The 19,154-nt window shown below is 48.1% G+C and carries 18 protein-coding genes; 11 read left to right on the top strand and 7 right to left on the bottom strand.

The window, feature by feature from the left end; translation table 11 throughout:
• The first annotated feature begins 29 nt into the window (after positions 1-29).
• Genes ACO05E_RS12900 through ACO05E_RS12910 form a run of 3 tightly spaced genes read left to right on the top strand, consistent with a single transcriptional unit; the run spans position 30 to position 1,308 of the window.
• Positions 30-473, top strand: coding sequence for a hypothetical protein (locus tag ACO05E_RS12900; RefSeq protein ID WP_419813347.1), 444 nt, complete (start codon positions 30-32; stop codon positions 471-473).
• Positions 474-532: 59 nt separating this feature from the next.
• Positions 533-832 carry a nucleotidyltransferase domain-containing protein gene (locus ACO05E_RS12905; RefSeq protein ID WP_419813348.1) on the top strand — a complete coding sequence of 100 codons (300 nt, stop codon included), beginning with the start codon at positions 533-535 and terminating at the stop codon, positions 830-832.
• Positions 829-1,308 (top strand): hypothetical protein, encoded by a 480-nt coding sequence (locus ACO05E_RS12910; protein ID WP_419813349.1) that lies wholly within the window; start codon positions 829-831, stop codon positions 1,306-1,308. The genes ACO05E_RS12905 and ACO05E_RS12910 overlap by 4 nt, the downstream gene beginning before the upstream one ends.
• A gap of 21 nt (positions 1,309-1,329) precedes the next feature.
• Here the strand turns inward: ACO05E_RS12910 and ACO05E_RS12915 are convergent, their stop codons facing one another.
• Genes ACO05E_RS12915 through pyrC form a run of 3 tightly spaced genes read right to left on the bottom strand, consistent with a single transcriptional unit; the run spans position 1,330 to position 3,421 of the window.
• A complete protein-coding gene (locus ACO05E_RS12915) occupies positions 1,330-1,704 on the bottom strand; it encodes a YacL family protein (RefSeq protein ID WP_419813350.1) in 375 nt (124 codons plus the stop codon).
• Positions 1,704-2,363, bottom strand: a complete 660-nt coding sequence (gene rnt / locus ACO05E_RS12920) for a ribonuclease T (protein ID WP_419813351.1) — start codon at positions 2,361-2,363, stop codon at positions 1,704-1,706. The genes ACO05E_RS12915 and rnt overlap by 1 nt, the downstream gene beginning before the upstream one ends.
• A 20-nt stretch (positions 2,364-2,383) precedes the next feature.
• A complete protein-coding gene (gene pyrC, locus ACO05E_RS12925) occupies positions 2,384-3,421 on the bottom strand; it encodes a dihydroorotase (protein WP_419813352.1) in 1,038 nt (345 codons plus the stop codon).
• Between the two features lie 233 nt (positions 3,422-3,654).
• Between pyrC and ACO05E_RS12930 the strand changes: the two genes are divergently transcribed.
• Positions 3,655-4,575: a flagellar protein MotY gene (locus ACO05E_RS12930; RefSeq protein ID WP_419813353.1), complete on the top strand. Its 921-nt coding sequence runs from the start codon at positions 3,655-3,657 to the stop codon at positions 4,573-4,575.
• 114 nt (positions 4,576-4,689) lie between these two features.
• On the top strand, positions 4,690-5,907 hold the full coding sequence (locus ACO05E_RS12935; RefSeq protein WP_419813354.1) for an argininosuccinate synthase: 1,218 nt from the start codon (positions 4,690-4,692) through the stop codon (positions 5,905-5,907).
• A gap of 93 nt (positions 5,908-6,000) precedes the next feature.
• Here ACO05E_RS12935 and ACO05E_RS12940 read toward each other — a convergent pair whose 3' ends face one another.
• Both ACO05E_RS12940 and ACO05E_RS12945 read right to left on the bottom strand, forming a co-directional pair.
• Positions 6,001-6,411 carry a DUF6174 domain-containing protein gene (locus ACO05E_RS12940; RefSeq protein ID WP_419813355.1) on the bottom strand — a complete coding sequence of 137 codons (411 nt, stop codon included), beginning with the start codon at positions 6,409-6,411 and terminating at the stop codon, positions 6,001-6,003.
• Entirely contained in the window at positions 6,408-8,645 is a 2,238-nt protein-coding gene (locus ACO05E_RS12945) for an Ig-like domain-containing protein (protein WP_419813356.1), read from the bottom strand. The genes ACO05E_RS12940 and ACO05E_RS12945 overlap by 4 nt, the downstream gene beginning before the upstream one ends.
• A 207-nt stretch (positions 8,646-8,852) precedes the next feature.
• Here ACO05E_RS12945 and ppc point away from each other — a divergent pair, with 207 nt between their 5' ends.
• The 6 genes from ppc to ACO05E_RS12975 all read left to right on the top strand — a co-directional run bounded on the left by ppc (position 8,853) and on the right by ACO05E_RS12975 (position 16,126).
• Positions 8,853-11,483, top strand: coding sequence for a phosphoenolpyruvate carboxylase (ppc, locus tag ACO05E_RS12950; RefSeq protein ID WP_419813357.1), 2,631 nt, complete (start codon positions 8,853-8,855; stop codon positions 11,481-11,483).
• Positions 11,484-11,662: 179 nt separating this feature from the next.
• Positions 11,663-12,316 carry an adenylate kinase gene (gene adk / locus ACO05E_RS12955; RefSeq protein ID WP_419813358.1) on the top strand — a complete coding sequence of 218 codons (654 nt, stop codon included), beginning with the start codon at positions 11,663-11,665 and terminating at the stop codon, positions 12,314-12,316.
• 432 nt (positions 12,317-12,748) lie between these two features.
• Positions 12,749-13,696 carry a hypothetical protein gene (locus tag ACO05E_RS12960; protein ID WP_419813359.1) on the top strand — a complete coding sequence of 316 codons (948 nt, stop codon included), beginning with the start codon at positions 12,749-12,751 and terminating at the stop codon, positions 13,694-13,696.
• A gap of 124 nt (positions 13,697-13,820) precedes the next feature.
• Positions 13,821-14,525, top strand: a complete 705-nt coding sequence (gene tsaB / locus ACO05E_RS12965; RefSeq protein ID WP_419813360.1) for a tRNA (adenosine(37)-N6)-threonylcarbamoyltransferase complex dimerization subunit type 1 TsaB — start codon at positions 13,821-13,823, stop codon at positions 14,523-14,525.
• A gap of 9 nt (positions 14,526-14,534) precedes the next feature.
• Entirely contained in the window at positions 14,535-15,332 is a 798-nt protein-coding gene (locus ACO05E_RS12970) for an undecaprenyl-diphosphate phosphatase (protein WP_419813361.1), read from the top strand.
• On the top strand, positions 15,332-16,126 hold the full coding sequence (locus ACO05E_RS12975) for a class I SAM-dependent methyltransferase (RefSeq protein ID WP_419813362.1): 795 nt from the start codon (positions 15,332-15,334) through the stop codon (positions 16,124-16,126). Before ACO05E_RS12970 ends, ACO05E_RS12975 begins: the two co-directional genes overlap by 1 nt.
• A gap of 36 nt (positions 16,127-16,162) precedes the next feature.
• Here ACO05E_RS12975 and plsB read toward each other — a convergent pair whose 3' ends face one another.
• A complete protein-coding gene (plsB, locus tag ACO05E_RS12980) occupies positions 16,163-18,631 on the bottom strand; it encodes a glycerol-3-phosphate 1-O-acyltransferase PlsB (protein WP_419813363.1) in 2,469 nt (822 codons plus the stop codon).
• A gap of 151 nt (positions 18,632-18,782) precedes the next feature.
• Positions 18,783-19,058: a SlyX family protein gene (locus ACO05E_RS12985; RefSeq protein ID WP_419813364.1), complete on the bottom strand. Its 276-nt coding sequence runs from the start codon at positions 19,056-19,058 to the stop codon at positions 18,783-18,785.
• Positions 19,059-19,154: the final 96 nt, after the last annotated feature.

The raw sequence follows: 19,154 nt of genomic DNA on the forward strand, positions 1-19,154 counted from the left end.
GGACAGCAGTCATCCGCTGGATGATTGGCTTGCTTATATTATTGCTGTTATCGGCTTGTGAAGATTCACAACAGCCGATATTGCGTGGCGTTAAGCAAACCATTGACCGTGTGCTTGAGACACCGGCAACCGAGCAAAATGTGGAGCAGAGTAATGACCAGGAAGTCACTGCAGAATCTGAAAAGCAGCCGCTGAATCTTAATATTCCGGATGATATTCTATCAGGAGAAATGCCCGACATTGGTCATGAGCCGGTATGGGGGCCAAACAAGCAGAAAAGTAAAACCGCGATCTTGGATCAGTATCGTGTGCTGCCTGATTTATTTGATACGGCTCCCAGCGATGATGAATCAACGATGGGGGTTTCCGGAAAACTTCATTGGGATGAAACAGAAGAAGAGCTCGATGAAACGATTCCACGCTTGCGTGATATTAAGGGCGCTGAGTTGGAAATATCGGTAAAAACGCGCTAAATCCATGTCATGTGGTATAGAGACACAGAGCACAGGCATATAGAACATAGGCACTGTATATGAGAATTTCACAATCACAGGCACAAAAAATTCGCGAAATCGCGGAGAGCGTATTGGGTAGCTCGGTACAGGTTTGGCTTTTTGGCTCACGCGTTGATGATTCGGCTTCCGGCGGTGATATTGATTTGTTGATTTCGACCAATCAGGTTGTTGAATCTCCAGCCCAGTTGTCTGGTCGACTGACCGTTGCGGTTATGCGTTTATTTTATGGGCGTAAAGTTGATATTTTGTTAGAAGCTCCAAATCTGAAGCACCAGTCAATTCACGATATCGCCAAAAAACAAGGAGTGCTGCTATGACCATGGATGAAGGCCTGCGTCAACGCTTGTTATTTTTGATTCGGGTGATTGAAAAAGAGCAGGGCTATTTATCGTATTCCTGTAACAAATTATTTGCTGAGTCTGAGGTGTTAACCTCTCAACAGATGCTGGCGATTCAGGGAAATCCGGAGTCATGTGAAACATTGGAAGCATTTGTCAGCCGCTTTTGCCGATTGCAGGATAATATTGGAGACAAATTATTAATCAGTTGGATGAAAGCAGTACAAGAGAAGCCTGGTACTTTTATTGATAACCTCGATCGGGCAGAAAAACTGGGGTTATTACTCAGTGCGGATTCCTGGGTTATGTTGCGACAAAGTCGCAACAAGATGATCCACGAATATATTGAAGACATCCATGAATTAACAGACGCTGTGAATATGGCTAAGCAGGGGATTGAGCTGTTAACAGACTTTGCTGAAAAACTAATAGCTGATGTTCGTAAGCGGCTTTAGCTTAAAAGCTGTTAACAGACCCTAAGAACAAAACTCCAGCCAGGCGATTAATAAGGCTTCAAAATCATCGAGGCCACAACCCGCAACTTCTTCGCTGTCGTAAAAACTCAGGCCTTCTGCATCCATTTGCTCGGTGCTGTCTGAGTCGAGGTTGTTGACCAGACTGTTGGCTTTAATTTCAGCTTCGTCTTTATTCAGTGTCAGGCGAAATTCTTTACCGTCTACATCCAGTTCCAGAAAAATACCATCACGGATTTCGGCAATATTATGCAGCAGACCATTTACCCGCTCCGTATCGCTGCCGATTTCATCACTTAACCAGCGGCCAATGGCCGCTTGTTCCATGGATAATTCAGCAACCGGGCCACGTGCGCCGTGGTAAAACTGATATTCCATCAATCGTCCTCTACCAGCGGGGCGTTAGCTAATGGCCAGCCACCCAAGTCTTTATAACGATTCACGATATAACAAAACAATTCTGCGGTTTTGTAAGTATCGTATTCGGCGCTATGGGCTGAGTTATTATCAAAATCAATGCCGGCGGTTTTACAGGATTTTGCCAGTACGGTTTGCCCCAGAGCAATGGCTGCAATGGAGGCGGTATCAAACGAGGAAAACGGATGGAACGGATCACGTTTAATATCATTACGATCCACTGCTGCACGTAAAAAGCCGTGGTCAAAGTGAGCGTTATGACCCACGAGTACAGCCCGGTTACAGCCGTACTTTTTAATATCGCGGCGAATGGTCTGAAACATTTCGCTCAGTACATCAATTTCAAACTCGGCATCACGCTCCGGATCGAAAGGATCAATACCGGTAAAGTCCAGTGCTTCCTGCTCCAGATTGGCACCGTCAAACGGATGGATATTGGCAGACAGGGTTTCGTCCGGATGCAGATAACCGTCATCGTCCATGCGTAATGTCACCATGGCGATTTCCAGTAAGGCGTCGGTACGGGCATTAAATCCGCCGGTTTCAACATCAACCACAACCGGTAAAAAACCGCGGAAGCGTTGCGCCATCAAGGATTTTGGCTGTTTGTCGTCGCTCATTGTCTGTATGAGTCCTTGTCTTAATAATCCAGTTTCCAGCGCAGGGTTTCGCCTGCACGTAATGGCACAATAATATCGTCACCAAAAGGCATTTCGATAGGAGCCTGCCAGTCTTGTTTGATTAACGAAATCTCATCGGAGTTACGTGGCAGGCCATAAAAATCCGGGCCGAAGTGGCTGGCAAAACCTTCCAGTTTATCCAGTGCGCCTAAGTCATCAAAAATTTCGGCGTACAGTTCGATGGCGGCATAAGCACTGAAGCAACCGGCACAACCACAGGCACTTTCTTTAGCGCCTTTGGCGTGTGGGGCAGAGTCGGTTCCGAGGAAAAATTTAGGGCTACCACTAATGGCCGCTTCCTGTAACGCTTGCTGATGAGTATTGCGCTTCAGAATTGGCAGGCAATAAAAATGAGGGCGGATGCCACCAACCAGCATATGGTTGCGGTTGTAGGCCAGATGTTGAACCGTGATGGTGGCGGCGACATTATCGCCCTGGCTGTTAACAAAGTCTGCGGCATCTTTGGTGGTGATATGTTCAACTACCATATTCAGGTTTGGATGGCGGCTGGCCAATGGCACCAGAATTTCATCCAGAAAGCGTTTCTCGCGATCAAAAATATCCACATCTGAGTGGGTAACTTCACCGTGCACCAGCAGTTTGATGTCGTTTTCGGCCAGCGCAGCGGCCAGTTCATCCAGTTTGCCTAAATCCGTAACACCTGAATCAGAGTTGGTGGTAGCACCCGCCGGATACAATTTAACCGCCACGATATGGCCCGCTTCTTTGGCTTCACGAATCATATCTGGGGTGGTGTTATCGGTGAGGTAGAGCACCATCAGCGGGTTAAAGTTCAGACCCTGCGGCACCTTTGCCAGAATGCGGCTGCGGTAATCCAGTGCCTGCTCGGCATTCATTACTGGTGGCTGCAGATTCGGCATGATAATCGCGCGTCCCATCACCCGGGCAGTGGCTGGCACGGTGTGTTGCAACACAGCGCCATCACGCAGATGCAAATGCCAGTCGTCAGGGCGGGTAATGGTAATGCGGTCAGTCATGTGGGCAAACCTCAGCTAATCTTATGGGAGTTATGGAGCGTGTGATTACGGTTGGCCCGCATTGTACCGAAAAGTGCCCGGCTTTTCCCGCTTATCTCCCAGCGCTGAAATTATTGTTGCCAGTAACACTCAATAACCCTGAGAAGTGGCCGATAACCCAGTGGTAACTCTGAAATGTGTGTTGAAGTGTGCGTCGTGTGAGCGTTCTTTATCTGAATAAATGACGGTTTGTTATGTTACGAATGTTGTCTGTTTTAAGCCTGTTAGTTGGCTGGTTGCCACTGCAGGGAGCACAGCCACTGAAATTTGCAGGTGGTCTGGACAGTACTGAATGGACCTTATCCGGTTCGGTATTTGAGTGCCGGTTTGCCCAGCAAATTCCGGACTATGGTCGTGGTGTATTTTATCATCAGGCCGGTGAAGATGTGTATTTTCAATTAGAAACGACCCGTAATTTAATGGATTACAGTCAGGCGCAGGTAACTATTCTGCCGCCATACTGGCAGCCCAGTGGCCGGACGGAGTTTTTGGGCACCAGCAAAATTCGCCGTCAGCAGCCCATTCTCAGCCTTGATCACGAACGTACCAATCGGTTTTTACATGCTTTGATGGAAGGCAAATGGCCGACCATCAGCCATAAAACCTATTACGACGATGAGCGCTTTGTACAGGTGCAGTTATCCTCACTGGCGTTTGATGATTTTTATCTCGATTATCTAGAATGTGTTAAACAGCTGTTGCCGGTTAATTTTGATCAGGTCGCCCGTTCGAAGGTGTTCTTTGGTGAAAATGAAAAGGCCATTGATCAAAAAGATATTGAGATTCTCGATACCATTATTTTTTATATGAAAAATGATCCGCGAGTATTTGCTGCCTATCTGGATGGCCATTCTGATAATCAGGGGCGGCGTTATGATCAGCGCCAGATTTCTAAAGCGCGGGTGGAAGACGTTGAGCGCTACTTTATTAAACAAGGTATTGATCCGGAGATGATCACCACCCGTTTTCACGGCGGGCGTTATCCGGTTGCTTCTAACAACACCCGCAAAGGCCGGGCAGAAAACCGCCGGGTGACCATTCGTCTGGAGCAACGCGCCGATATGCCGATTCCCGACCATCTGTTATTCAAACTGCCTCCCCGTACTGACCGCTGATGATCTGAACGCCGAACTTGGCTAGTCGCGGTGCAATCAGTACAATACGCCCCCTTAAATTTTTCTGTTGCCCGGATTGAGAACGATCCGGGCCTAATCGTCCTGGAGAATCCCATGTCAGACATCAAAAAAGTGGTGTTGGCTTATTCCGGTGGTCTGGATACCTCGGTAATTGCCAAGTGGCTGCAAGAAGAATATCAGTGCGAAGTGGTGACCTTTACTGCTGACCTGGGTCAGGGTGAAGAAGTTGAGCCAGCGCGCGCCAAAGCCGAAGCCTTAGGCATCAAAGAAATTTACATCGACGACCTGCGTGAAGAGTTTGCTCGTGACTTCGTTTTCCCGATGTTCCGTGCTAACACCATCTACGAAGGTGAATACCTGCTGGGTACTTCCATTGCACGCCCGCTGATCGCTAAGCGTCTGATCGAAATTGCCAACGAAACCGGTGCCGATGCAATTGCTCACGGTGCGACGGGTAAAGGTAACGATCAGGTACGTTTTGAGCTGGGTGCTTATGCACTGAAGCCAGGCGTGAAAGTGATTGCACCATGGCGTGACTGGGATCTGACTTCCCGTGAAACCCTGATGGCTTACTGTGATGAACACGGTATTGAAGTTGAGAAGAAGGCAGGCAAGAAGTCTCCTTACTCAATGGATGCTAACCTGCTGCACATTTCTTACGAAGGTGACATTCTGGAAGATCCTTGGAATGAGCCGGAAGAAGATATGTGGCTGTGGACCAAGGCTCCAGAGCAAGCCAAAGATGAGCCAACTTACCTGACCATCAGCTTCAAGAACGGTGATCCGGTTGCTATCGATGGTGTTGAAAAATCACCAGCAACCATTATGGAAGAGCTGAATAAAATCGCGGGCGAAAACGGCGTAGGTCGTGTCGACATCGTTGAAAACCGTTACGTTGGTATGAAAGCACGTGGTTGTTACGAAACTCCAGCGGGCACCGTATTGCTGAAAGCACACCGTGCGATTGAGTCCATCACTTTGGACCGTGAAGCCATGCACCTGAAAGATGAGCTGATGCCTAAATACGCTAAGCTGATTTATAACGGTTACTGGTGGTCTCCTGAGCGTGCCATGCTGCAAGCGGCTATCGACGAAACTCAGAAAGTGGTTAACGGTGACGTTCGAGTTAAGCTGTATAAAGGTAATGTGATTGTTGTTGGTCGTCAGTCTGAAGACACATTGTTTGACGAAGCAATTGCTACCTTTGAAGACGATGCTGGTGCTTACGATCAGGCTGATGCGGCAGGCTTTATTAAGCTTAATGCACTGCGTCTGCGTACTGCTGCGAAAAAAGGCCGTAGCCCGCTGTAAGTCTTGTTGCTGCTAAGCCAGCCATAATATGTCGACAATAAAAAACGCCGTTATTGAAAAATAACGGCGTTTTTTATTGGTTTTTTATCGGATTTAAAGCCGCTGAAAATTTTCGATCCGATAAGTCACTTCATCATCAGCGATCATTTCAGATCTATCAATGTAGACTGAACTTGGGATGCCTGCTTCGTCTGACCAGTTTATTTCCAGCTGATATGCCGCTTGTGCTTCAGCCTGCTGTATCCGACGCATAATGACGGCTAAATCCGGCACTTCATTACCAACCCAAGATAACGGAATGGCTTTGCCATCGCTGCTGCGTACTGCACGATAAGGTGCCCCTTGCCGAATTTCGATATCAAAAGGCCCGGAGAATTGTGGGTGGCAAAAGCATTGTTGTGTGACGCGCATTGTATAATTCTCAGGTGCTTCAGCAGGCGAATGCGCCAGCCAACTACAACCCGTTGTTATGCCTAACATCAGCATTAAATAGCTGCTTTTCATCGACGGCGGCTCCGGACCATAAGCACTGATAATAATAAGGTGATAAACCAGTTAAAGTGGCCACCACCACCGCCACCGCCGGAACTATCCCCGCTGCCTGATGAGCTATCACCGTTGCCAGTGCCTGAATTATCGCCGCTACCCGCATTATTATCCGCAGACTGAATGGTGACGGTAAAAGCAGCCAGACTCACATTACCAGCCAGGTCCTGTGCCCGGGCTGTGAGGTTATGAGTGCCCAAGGGTAATTTTTGGTTGGACGTGCAGTTCCAGCGATTATTACTGATCGCAGCCGCTGCACAGAGTGTGGTGTTATCCAGTAATACCCGTATTTCCCCCTGATCATTTGACAAGCCGGAGGTTGATAAATCGGTTGTGCCTGATAATGCCGGTCGTGTTGAGCTGGTTTCAATATTGCTGGCGGTTAAGACAGGTGCTGTTGTATCAATGATGGCGGTAATGTCGCGGGTTACGATGCCCAGAGTGTCGCGGATGGTGAGGGTGTTGCTGCCTTCTTCGAGGTTGCCTGAAGGTGTACAGCTCCAGCTACCATCATTGGCAACGGATGAGGTACACAGGGTGGTATTACCGCGAATAACCTGAATGCTACTGCCACTATTGAGATTGGTCGTACCGCGGACCAGTGGACGTGGATTATTTGTCAGCGCGATATTATCTGCATTAATCACAAAGACATTGCCGCTATTGGAAGCGCTGAAATTTAATACAGCATTGCTGTTAGAACGGTCGGCATCACGGAATAAGCTATTACTCTGATCGGTTGCTGTTACGCTAACGTTAGACGCCGTTGGCGTCAGAGTAATCGCAATGTTTTGTGCAGTACTGGTGCTCACCGGGAAGTTACAGCTGGCTTGTCGATTATCCGGGAAAATATCGCAGGCAGTGCCTGCCAGGCTGACAGCATTAAATGCTGCGCCCGTTGCCATCAGAGTTAATTCAACATTACCGCTGGTTCTGAACCCTGTTTCGGTATTACGTGCAGTAAAGGCGTTTGCAATAGTCAGGTTCTGACCGATACTGGCACTGCCGGAAAATGCCACAGGCTGAATCGTCATATCCATCGGCGCTGTGGTGCAGGAATCATTAAAGTGGCCTGACACCGTTTGTGTAATCACCTCCTCAGAGCAACTGGAAAACTCTTGCGGCAGAGCACCGATAAAAGCGTTCATAACAAAGCCACTGGAAGCACAGCTGTTGCCGTCACCGTCATGTCCGGATTCAAAATTGTGGCCAATTTCATGGGCAATGGTCGCGGCGGTAAAAGGCAAGCTAATCACACCACCAAAATCACGGGCTAATTGACTGGTGCCTACTGTAAATGCACTGCAATAAGTGGTGGCGCTGGCAAATGCCACACCAGCGGTGCTGCCATCGAAGTCTTTACCTGTGATCAAATGGACGATCGAATTATCTTCTTTCAGAAAATCGGTTGGCGTTTGATTCCGGCCGTCGTAATTTCCGAAGCGGTTGCTGCAAAATGTAGCGCCAAATCGTTGTTCACAGCTGCGCGAAAAGAAATCGGTTAATACTGCGGTAGCATTCGTCGAACTGGTATAAATATCGGTGTCATTAGTCAGAAGCACACTGTTAATCTGATTAAAGGCGATATTAAACTGATTAAGGTAATAGCCTTCGACCATATTCATCAGGCTATCGGTCGATCCTTGCAGATCTCTGCCACTCAGTGCGCTTTGATATTCCTGGTCAAATACCAGTTCCAGGTCAGCGTACACACAGACGTCATCCACCAGATTGTTACATTGATTAACAAACGATTGTGCCAGTTCTTCAGCAATAAATAATGCCGGATGGCTACGTTCTGCGTTGCTGTCGTTTCTATGTATCTGGTGGTTGTGCTGATCGTTACCACAAGTGGCCGCAGAGGTCAGTGAGCTGAAGGGAAAAGCGCTGATGCTTTGATCAGAAGGCGAAGTGTACTGTTCAATAAAGTGCATCTGATTATTAAAGGATGCAATCCCGTTCCAGCGACCATCATTAAAATAAGACAAACGAACCCAGCTGTCTTTAACACCGGAAATATAGCCTTTGTAATGGCGGCTGCCATTCTCGCTGGCGGGGTACTGACTGTTCTCATCCAGAATTAACAGGCGCGTATCGCCAGCGATATAAAGAGAAAGTTCTAACGATAAGGTGGGGGAGGAATAAATGGCACACAAGGTCAGTAATGCCAGCAATGTTCGATTTAACTGCATGATAATCGATTCCGCGGTTCAGATTGATCTATAAGTTTATACAACATCTGAAATTTTACTGATTTCTGCTTCATTAATCGTAGATAGTGTTCACACAATATTGGGAGCTACTTCACAGAATCTTATGGTTTGTCCGGATTAATGCCTTTGTTGACAGTATTGACGGGGAGTGTGAAGGTAAGGTCTCTTACTTAACGGAGTGTTGTCATGTCCGAGCTGGATGGTTTATTGCGCGATAAAGTACGTTTGTTAGGTAATGTGTTAGGGCAGGCCATTGCTGCTCAGCACGGTGATTCGATGTTACAGCGCATCGAAGATATTCGTCAGCAAGCGAAGATTGCCCGGCAGGGCGACGTGGCTGAACGGGATCGATTGTTAGCTTTGTTAAAAACGATGCCGGATGAGGCATTGGTGCCAGTCGTGCGTGGTTTTAATCAGTTTTTAAACCTGGCCAATATTGCTGATCAGCAACATACCGCCAGCTGGCGTCGCAGCGATTTTTTACAGGACGATGCCGATCAGTTATTTGATGATTTATTAGATCGTTTGCAGCAGGAAGGTATTGACGGTTTAGACCTCAGTCAGAAAGTAGCAGACGTGAATATCGAGTTGGTATTAACCGCTCATCCCACCGAAGTGACCCGTCGTACCTTAATTCAGAAATACGATTTAATCGCACAGTTATTACAGCAGCGCGATGACTTACGTGACGGCCATCCTCGTCTGGAAGACATTGAAAAACGCATTGCTTCGCTGGTTGAAGAAATCTGGCAAACCGATGAAATTCGTCAGACCCGACCCACTCCGGTTGATGAAGCCAAATGGGGTTTTGCCGTGGTGGAAAACTCATTATGGCAAGCCGTGCCACAATTATTGCGACATCTGGATAACGAGCTGCGCCAGCGTGGTAGCAGTGCTTTACCATTAACCGCAGCGCCGGTTCGTTTTTCGTCGTGGATGGGGGGAGATCGCGATGGTAATCCAAATGTGACCTCAAAAATTACCCGTGAAGTGCTGTATCTGGCGCGCTGGATGGCCGCGGACTTATATCTGCGCGATATTGAAAAACTCGGCATGCAATTGTCGATGACCGCCGCATCGGCCGAAATGAAACAGGCTTACCCGGTTCATGAGCCGTATCGTGCCTGTATTCATGATCTGCGCGATCAGCTGGAAAAAACAAGAGCCTGGGCAGCGGCGAAAGCCAAAGGCAAAGAATGTGATATTCAGCCGATTCGGCATGTTGATGAATTATTACAGCCATTAATGCTGTGCTATAACAGTTTAATTGACCAGGGAATGGATACCGTTGCCAACGGGTTATTGCTCGATACGTTACGCCGTGCTGCCTGCTTTGATTTATCCATGGTGCGTCTGGATGTGCGTCAGGAATCCACCCGGCATGCCAATGTGATACAGGCGATTTGTGAATTTTATGGCTGGGGTGATTATCACAGCTGGAGTGAAGAGCAAAAACAACAGTTTTTATTAAAAGAATTACAATCGCAGCGCCCTTTAATTCCGACGCGCTGGCAGCCTGAAGCAGACGTTCAGGAAGTGCTGGATACCATGAAAGTTATTGCTTCTGACGTGGGTGAGGGGGTGTCTTGCTACATTATTTCCATGGCCAGTGAGCCCTCCGATATTTTAGCCGTCGCGTTATTACTGCAAGCCTGTGATGTGCGTGATCATTTACCAATTGTGCCTTTATTTGAAACTCTCGACGACCTGGAGCAATCATCACCAAGAATGGAAAAGCTTTGGTCGGTTGATTGGTATCGCAACTATTGTCAGGGGCACCAGCAGGTCATGATTGGCTATTCCGATTCATCCAAAGATGCCGGACAGCTGGCTGCCGTTTGGGCGCAATATCGTGCTCAGGAAAGCTTGTCGAACATTGCCAAAGAAAAAAATATTCGCCTGCGTTTATTTCATGGCCGGGGTGGCACCGTGGGCCGTGGTGGTGGCCCTGCTTATGGCGCTATTCTGGCACAACCTCCGGGTTCGGTTGAAAATGGCTTACGGGTAACTGAGCAGGGTGAGGTCATTCGGTTTAAATATGGCATGCCGGAATTAGCCTTGCGTAATCTTAAGGTGTACGTCACCTCGGTTCTTGAAGCTAATCTGTTACCACCGGAATCGGCCAAACCCCAATGGCGTGATGCTATGGAAGCACTGGCGACTGCCGGAGTTCGTTCCTATCGGGCAATGGTACGTGATACCGAAGATTTTGTGCGTTATTTCCGCGCGGCAACTCCAGAGCAGGAATTAGGCAAGTTGGCACTGGGCAGTCGTCCGGCACGGCGTAAGGCAGGTGGTGGCATTGAGACTTTGCGGGCTATTCCTTGGATTTTTGCCTGGACTCAAATGCGCTTGATGTTACCGGCCTGGCTGGGAGCAGACGATGCGTTGGAGCAGCACATCAGCAATGATCAGCTTGATCTGTTGCAAGAGATGTATCAGCAATGGCCGTTCTTCCATACCTATATTGATATGCTGGAAATGGTGGTTTCTAAAGCCGATCCGGCATTAGCGCAATATTATGAGCGCCGCTTAGTGGAAGATGAACTGCAGCCACTGGGCAGTGTACTGCGTGAGCGTTTAGAGCAAATGCGTAAGTTGGTATTGCAGGTGAAGCAGCAAACCAGCCTGCTGGAGAACAGCCGCTTGCTGGAGCACTCAATGAGCATCCGAAGCCCTTACACCGATCCGCTGCATTATTTACAGGCGGAGTTGTTGCACCGTAATCGTCTTGCGGGTGATGAAGGCAGCCAGGTTGAGCAGGCTTTAAAGGTAACGATGGCAGGCATTGCTGCTGGTATGCGCAATACTGGCTGAGCTTTGCTAACCCTAAGCCATATCAAAAGCCGGGTCACTTTCCCGGCTTTTTTTCGACAATGACTTGAGCAAGAACCTTGCTGGAGGTAAGGTTAGGCCTATTTTTTTATCGGTCTGGCTAAAAAGTGATCAACTCTGCCAGTCGCCAGAATTTTAATTAACCATTAAGGAGTTTGCGCATGCGCGTAATTCTGTTGGGTGCTCCCGGTGCTGGTAAAGGCACACAGGCTCAGTTTATTTGTGAAAAGTTTGAGATTCCTCAGATTTCTACCGGTGACATGCTGCGTGCTGCAGTAAAAGCTGGTAGCGAACTGGGTCTGAAAGTTAAAGAAATCATGGAAACCGGCGGTTTGGTATCCGATGAGATCATCATTGACCTGGTCAAAGAGCGTATTCAGCAAGAAGATTGCGCTAATGGTTTCCTGTTTGACGGTTTCCCACGCACTATTCCACAGGCTCAGGCGCTGCTGGATGCCGGTGTTGCTATTGATGCGGTACTGGAAATTGATGTCGCGGATGAAGAAATCGTAAAACGTTTAGGTGGCCGTCGTGTGCACCCGGGTTCTGGCCGTGTTTATCATGTTGTTTACAATCCACCAAAAGTGGAAGGTAAAGATGACGAAACGGGTGAAGATCTGATTCAGCGTGATGACGATCAGGAAGAAACCATTCGCAAGCGTTTGGCTATTTATCACGAGCAAACTGCACCACTGGTTTCTTTCTATAAAGAATTACAGGCTGAAAATGGTGATGATGCACCAAAATACAGCCATATTCCGGGTGTAGGTTCTCTGGAAGAAATCACTGAATCCGTGATGGCTGCATTAAACTAAGCTAAAACAAGGATTCGAAAAAAGGGCCTCATGGCCCTTTTTTTATGCCTGTCGTATTAACGGCTCCCGTTAATAGAGTTAACTGTTCGGTGAAAAAGCGCCTTAAAAAATAAACTATTCATTTATCAGTTTATTGAACTTTTGATTTGTTATAACGGTCTTCTGTAAAAATAACCGGCAATAAGTGAAAGCGTTTGCGGTGATCTGAATTATTCAGAAATATCCCGGATAACGAAAAAAGCCGGTCTTAATCAATAAAAAAACGTTTAAATGGCGAAAAAACGCCAAAATCAAGTTTTTTATGCGAATATTTTTTGGTTTTTTTAATTAAAAATACTATTATTGCATCGAATAGTTATTGTACAGCGCTTGCTGTAACTGGCAGTTGTACGTACTACGATTTCTGATCAGATATAAAATCGAGGACTAACCATGGCACGACCAAAGAAAGCGCCTGCTAAACGTGGACGTAAGCCTGCTGCCAAAAAAGCAGAAGCACCTGCTCTGCCAAAAGCAGTTGCGGCAGCAACTAAAGCGGTTGAAAAAGCAACGAAAGCGGTTGCGGCTCAACAAACTAAAGTAGAAGCAGCAGAGAAAAAAGCAGCAGCGGCAAAAGCCAAAGCCAGCGCTGCGAAAGCGACTGCCGCAGCAAAACGTGCTGCAACAGCGGCTAATGCCAAAGTCAAAGCTGAAAAAGAGAAACTGCAAGCTGCAAAAGCAGCAGTGCGTACCGCTGCAACAGCTCTGAAAGTCGCCGAAATTGAAGCAAAAGCAGAAGCAGCCCTGGCAGCGGCTAAAGAAGCAGCTGCAGCGTATGAAGCTGAACTGACTGCTAAAGCAGATGCTGATCTGGCAAAAGCGGTTGCTGCTTTTGAAGCCAAATGGCGCAAGGCTCGTGCTAAACAAGATGCTGTAAAAGTAAAAGCACGTGCGAAAAAAGAAGAAAGCAAAGCGAAAGTTGCTGCTAAAAAACTGAAAGCCAAAGCGGCTGCAGCAGAAGCACCAGCGAAGCCAAAAGCTAAGCCTGGTCGTCCGGCTAAAGCAAAAACCGCAACGTCAAAAGATGCAGCACCTAAGCGTCGCGGTCGTCCGCCAAAAGCAGCGGCAGCACCTGCTAAAGCAGCTCCGGCAAAAGACGCAGCACCTAAGCGTCGTGGTCGTCCTGCAAAAGCAGCGGCAGCACCTGCTAAAGCGGCTCCGGCAAAAGATGCAGCGCCTAAGCGTCGCGGTCGTCCACCAAAAGCAGCGGCAGCACCAGCAGCCGCGAAAGACGCAGCACCTAAGCGTCGTGGTCGTCCACCAAAAGCAGCTGCGGCTCCAGCACCTGCAAAAGATGCGGCACCTAAGCGTCGCGGTCGCCCACCTAAAGCGGCTAAATAATAAAAATGCCCGGCTTGCCGGGCATTTTTATATCCTTTCTTCCTTCCCCTAATTATCGCTATGCTATACTGCCGCGGTTTTTTACGGCTGTTTTTCTTTTCTCTTGAGCGGTATTTGGAGCGGTATGGCTAATCTGTTAATTCTCGACGCTTCGTCGGCATTGTGCTCAGTTTCTTTATTAACTGATCAGGGCAATTTTCACGTGTGTGAAGATCAGCCGAGACGCCACGCTCAGCGCTTATTGCCCATGGTGGATGAAATTCTGCAGCAAAGCGGTTTGCAGAAACATCAGTTGAATGGCATTGCCTATGGTCGTGGCCCTGGCTCTTTTACCGGTATTCGAATTGCTGCATCCGTGATGCAGGGTATTGCTTTAGCGCTGAATATTCCGGTTTATGGATGCTCGTCATTACAGGCTGTTGCGCAAGAAGTCGCAGAAACCGAACCACTACCGGCCTCACAAAAAATTGCCGTGATTATGGATGCTCATATGGGCGAAGTATTCTGGGGAATTTTTCAGTGTGATGAAAATGGCATGATGCAACCACAAGGACATGAGCAGGTATCTACTCCGGAAGTTTGTATCGAAGCGTTAACGGATTTTGATGGCTTGCTGGTCGGTGATGGTTTGGCACTGACGAGTATGTCAGCGTTAACAGCAGACAATAGCTGTGTACAGCCGAAGACAGAATATATGGCTCGTCTGGTGCAGGTAGCTTGGGAAAACAATGAATTTGGCAGCGAAGAACAACACCAGCCTGTTTATTTACGCGATTCTGTTGCCTGGAAAAAACTGGATGAACAACCGAGCCTGTTAAAGCGCTCTTAAGGACATATCATGGATTTGATCGAAATTATTGTACTGGCTCTGTTGCAGGGGTTAACGGAATTTTTGCCAATTTCCAGCTCGGCACATTTAATTTTGCCGTCCCGGTTATTGGGTTGGGAGGATCAGGGGCTAGCTTTTGATGTGGCCGTTCATGTTGGCACCCTGGCCGCCGTGATGTTGTATTTCCGCCGTGACATTGGGGTGCTGACGCTTAACTGGTTTAAAACCGGGTTCAGTTCGACACCAAATACTGAAGCAAAACTCGCCTGGTTTGTGGTTGTCGCAACCATTCCGGCAGGATTGGCTGGGTTATTATTAGATGACTGGATTGAAGCCAATTTACGCTCAACAGCGGTTATTGCCGCCACCACCATTGGCTTTGGTTTATTGCTGGGGTTTGCTGATAAATCTCAAAAAGACGGTATTACCCTGACTCATATGACCGTAATGATGGCGCTGGTTATTGGTTTAGCGCAGGCGCTGGCATTAATCCCGGGGACTTCACGTTCCGGCATTACCATTACTGCTGCCCTGTTAGTGGGCTTGCACCGGATTGAAGCGGCGCGTTTTTCTTTTTTATTATCCATTCCATTAATTCTGGCCGCAGGCGGACTAAAAACATTAGAGCTGGTTAATTCGTCATTACCGGTTGACTGGTTATCATTGGCATCGGGTGCTGCGATTTCAGCGATCAGTGCCTGGTTGTGTATTTATTACTTTCTCGCCTTTATTAATAAAATCGGCATGATGCCCTTTGTCATTTACCGGCTGATTCTGGGTGCGGTATTACTGGTGTTCTTTATCTGATGGCGTCACTGATTTGTCTGGATAATCGGCTGCAACAAGAAGCGCTGGCATTGAGCCAGCGTTTTTCTTTGTTATTAGCTGACGAATCTTTGTTAGCAGAGCCGGGCTTTCATTTGTGTCTGGATGAGAACGGTTTGAGTTTGCAGCAGGGCGCGGTTCGGCCAGGTAAAAAACGCACTCAGGTGCAGGTGGATTTTTCTCAGGGAGCTGTGGCGCACCGGCGTAAGTTTGGTGGCGGTCAGGGGCAGGATATTGCCAAGGCGATTGGGGTCTCGGCGTATAAACCCAGCGTGATTGATGCCACCGCAGGCTTAGGGCGTGATTCCTTTGTATTAGCAACGCTGGGTTGTCAGGTAACGGCTTATGAGCGTCAGCCGGTTGTTGCGGCGTTATTGCAGGATGGTTTGAATCGGGGTTTATCCGATCCGGAAATAGCCGATATTATCGCCCGTATCTTATTACAGCATGGTAGCAGTCATGAATTGCTGGTGGCGCCACAAGACCCTGTGTTATTAGCCGATGTGGTATATCTCGACCCGATGTTTGAACATGATGAAAAAGCCAAGGCGCAGGTCAAAAAAGACATGCAGGCGTTTCGTCAGGTGGTGGGGCAGGATAATGACGCGGATGATTTATTATCACGGGCCTGGGATTGTGCCCGTTGTCGGGTGGTGGTGAAACGTGCACGCAAAGCACGGCCATTGGCCGACCGTGAGCCGACGTATGCATTAACCGGCAAAGCTAACCGGTTTGATATTTATGTGAAGGCTAAAGTAGCACCGCTCCCACTCTAAGAGTGGGAGCTGGGATAGGAGTAGGGGCATCCAGCCTTATTCCGGCAATTCGTTTTCCAGGCTGCGTAAAATACTCTGACGCAAGGCGCCGTCGAGAATCACCTCCAGTACTGCGGATAAATTCTTTAATTCCTCACCGTGCAACAGCGAGTCGTCTTCCGCTCTGGTCAGCAACTCGCGTTGTTGCAGATGCTGAATCAGTGTCCGGAATAAAGACTTATCAAAGAACTCAGGCGCATTAATACCGTATAGCAGGCTGATGCGCTGTGCCAGTAAGGTACTTTGCTCTTCCGTTTCTTTGGCATTCAAGCTGCCGGAGCCGCGACGAATTAACAGGCTGACCGTCAGGAAATAACGCTCCAGTGTCTGCATCACGTTATCAGCCAGGCCGCGCAACATAGCAAACTCATTGCTGGTGGTTGGTGTGGCATGGAACCCCTGATCGTTTTCGAACAAATAGCCTTTTTCTACCAAGGCATCCAGCCAGCGATCAATGTCGGAGTCGAGTTCATCCGCCTGCCAGTGCAAAAATAACTCAGCCTGCAAAAAAGAATACAGTTGCTGAATGTTCTGATGCACCTGAGGGCGGGTATAGCGCTGATTATTCACAAATAAGCAGGCAATTAAGGATGGTAAAGCAAACAGGTGTAGCACGTTATTGCGATAGTAGGTCAGGGTGACGGCCTGACGGTCATCGGTTTGAATTAAATCGCCCATTGGGTGTTTGCTACGCGAGAACACCCCCATAGCTTCAGCATAATTCAGCCATTGTGAACCATCGCCTTCAGGGAGTGCGGTAATCTGGCTGTAAGGTGTTTGCTGTAATAAGTCGCGGTAAGACTCCATCTGACGAATCAGGGTTTGTTCGTCCATCGCCTGCCGTGGTGCCGATAAAATACTCAGAGCCAACAGGTTGATGGGGTTCACGGAAGCGGCATTATTAATTTCAGTGGCGACTTTTAACGCCAGCTTATTCACCACCGCAGGTGCCCAATCCGGGCGGAAGTTACACGTCTGGTAATCCTGTTGCTGCCAATCTGGCTTTTCCTGATCGAGAAAATCGTTCAGGTGAATCGGGTTACCAAAGGTGACATGCACTTTGCCGAAGGACTTCTTAAATGAGCGCAGTGTGCCCAATAAGCCAAAAATATTTTCCTTTTTCTTTTTCTTACCACGTAACTCGCCTAAGTAGCTGTTGGCTTCAAAGACTTTTTCGTAGCCAGTGTAAACCGGCATAAAAATGATTGGTTTTTTGGAGTCACGTAAATAACTGCGCAGCGTCATAGCCAACATACCGGCTTTGGGGTTGAGTGTTCTGCCGGTACGGCTGCGACCACCTTCAACAAAATACTCGGTGGCATAACCATTGGCAAAAATGGTGTGCAGGTATTCATCAAAAACGGCGGCATATAATGGATTGTCGCGGAAGGTACGACGCATAAAGAACGCACCACCACGGCGCAGAATCGGCCCGACAACCGGCATATTCAGGTTAATACCCGCGGCAATTTGTGGCAGCTGTAACCCCTGAACGTAGAGAACGTATGACAACAGCAGGTAATCAATATGACTGCGATGGCACGGCACATAGATAATTTCGTTATCTTTACTGACTTCTTTCAGGGTCTCGATATTGTGTAAGTTGACGCCGTTGTAAATTTTATTCCACACCCAGGTCAATAACACATACAGAAAGCGGATATTGGTATAAGAAATATTGGAGGCAATTTCATCGGCATATTTCAGCGCCTGTTGTTGTGCTTTGGCTTTGCTGATGCCCTTGCTTTCAACTTCCTGCTGAATGGCTTTAAGTACCATGGGTTTGCGCGGAATATTGTGCACCAGAGTACGGCGATGTGATAAATCCGGGCCTAATACCGAGGCCGACACCTGACGGTTGTGCACGCGCAGAATCCGGGACACTTTACGTGCCAGTACTTCCGGGCTTTTATCCGCTTCATACAGTTCACGTAACGACAGTGGGGTGGAAAAATGCACAAAGGTATTGCGGCCATTCAACAAAATGGCCATCAGGGTGACCAGACGTCCGCCTAGTGCGCCACTGTTTTGTAACCAGATTTTCAGAAAAGAGCCTTCTTTATCCGGCGCTTTACCCCAGAAAACCCGCACCGGAATAATCTGGATATCCCGTTGCTCATCTTCTGCTAACCAGCTGGCGTGTTTGACTAATTGCTTGGCAACGGTTGGTGAGCCTTTACGACGAAAAATGCCGGTGCGTTTGTATAAGCTGAAAAACGGTTTGGCTGACAGACGCCGAGACAGTCGTTCTTCATTGGGGCTGGTCCAGCCAAATTGTGTGACTTCTTTGTCGATTACCAGTTGTTCTGCATGTGACGGAGACAACAAGGCATAAACAACAGGCTGATCAGGAGAGATTTTAAATTCGGATGCGTCCGGGCCAATTACCCGGGTTTTGACGACACTGTAAAGTATCTTCTGCTGCCAGCGATAAAGTGTGCGGCGCAGTGACTGAATAAACTGCATAACAAGTCTCAATAATAATACGGTCTGAAGCGGGCCAGGGCTGTTAACGGACACTAGCGGCTGTTAACGGGTGCTAGTTTACCCTGCCGGGTACAGGGTTAAAATGACTTCTGTGTGCAACCGGGCTGATGTGAATTATCAGTCGGGTGTTTTAATAATGAGGCGGTGGTGGTTCGTCAGAAACGTTTTTAATGCCGTTATCGTCATTGCCTACCTGCTCCAATTTCTGATGCATCATCTGAATGGCGCGTTTAGCCAGCTCAAACTGCTGCGACAAATCGGCAACTTCGCCGTTTAAGCTTTCGACGGTGTCCTCTAAAAAAGCAACGCGGGTTTCCAGCTCAATGATTTGCTCCTGATGTTTTTCCGAAGAAGGACGCTTTTCGGAGGAGGGAGTTTTTTCTGCGGGGGCTTGTTTCTCTGACACTCTGTACCTTATTGCTATCGTGTTGATTTTTTTAATGAATTGGGCTTTCATAGCCCACTTGTTATATTTGCGCATTGTGTCTTGCGGCGGCTATCT

This window comes from Bacterioplanoides sp., assembly GCF_965226395.1.
Taxonomy (GTDB): domain Bacteria; phylum Pseudomonadota; class Gammaproteobacteria; order Pseudomonadales; family Oceanobacteraceae; genus Bacterioplanoides.